This is a genomic window from Bacillus pseudomycoides DSM 12442, from assembly GCF_000161455.1.
GTDB classification, from domain to species: domain Bacteria; phylum Bacillota; class Bacilli; order Bacillales; family Bacillaceae_G; genus Bacillus_A; species Bacillus_A pseudomycoides.
Map to the genome: position 1 here is coordinate 4,736,847 of NZ_CM000745.1, position 1,066 is coordinate 4,737,912.

Annotated in this window: 1 protein-coding gene; it reads left to right on the top strand. The window is 33.9% G+C overall.

What is annotated here, in order from left to right:
* Nucleotides 1–1,066, top strand: a 1,066-nt coding sequence (gene hblA, locus BPMYX0001_RS24085; protein ID WP_050774444.1) for a hemolysin BL binding component B, incomplete at both ends; no start/stop codon positions are given.

The following is a 1,066-nucleotide window of genomic DNA, read 5'->3' on the forward strand; positions in this document are numbered from 1 at the left end:
TGACAACAACTTCTGTAGTCTCACCAGTAGCAGCTTATGCAAGTGGAATTGAACAAACGAACAATGGAGAGACGTCTCTTTCAGCAAATGAAGCGAAAATGAAAGAAGCCTTGCAAAAGGCTGGGTTATTTGCAAAATCTATGAATGCCTATTCTTATATGTTAATTAAAAATCCAGATGTGAACTTTGAAGGAATTAATATTAATGGATATGTAGATTTACCTGGCAGAATTGTACAAGATCAAAAGAATGCAAGAGCACATGCTGTTATATGGGATACGCAAGTAAAAAAACAACTTTTAGATACATTGACAGGCATTATTGAATACGATACAACATTTGACAATTATTATGAAACAATTGTAGATGCGATTAATACAGGAGATGGAGAGACTTTAAAAGAAGGGATTACAGATTTACGAGGTGAGATTCAACAAAACCAAAAGTCTGCACAAAAATTAATAGACGATTTAACTAACTTAAGAAACGAGATTGGAAAAGATGTTAGAGCATTTGGAAGCAATAAAGAGCTGTTGAGTTCGATTTTAAAAAACCAAGGTGCTGATGTGGAGGCCGATGAAAAGCGTCTACAACAAATTTTAGACTCAGTAAACTATTATAAAAAATTAGAGTCTGATGGATTTAATGTAATGAAGGGCGCTATTTTGGGCCTACCGATCATTGGCGGTATCATAGTGGGTATAGCAAGAGATAATTTATCTAAGTTAGAGCCTACATTAGCAGAATTACGTCAGACTGTAGACTATAAAATAACATTAAATCGTGTAGTTGGAGTTGCCTATATTAATATTAGTGAGATGCATAAGGCACTTGATGATGCTATTAATGCTCTTACTTATATGTCCACGCAATGGCATGATTTAGATTCTCAATATTCGGGAGTACTGGGACATATTAATAATGCATCTCAAAAAGCTGATCAAAATAAATTTAAATTCTTAAAACCTAACTTGAATGCTGCTAAAGACAGTTGGAAAACATTAAGAACAGATGCTGTCACATTAAAAGAAGGGATAAAAGAATTAAAAGTGGAATCTGTTACTCC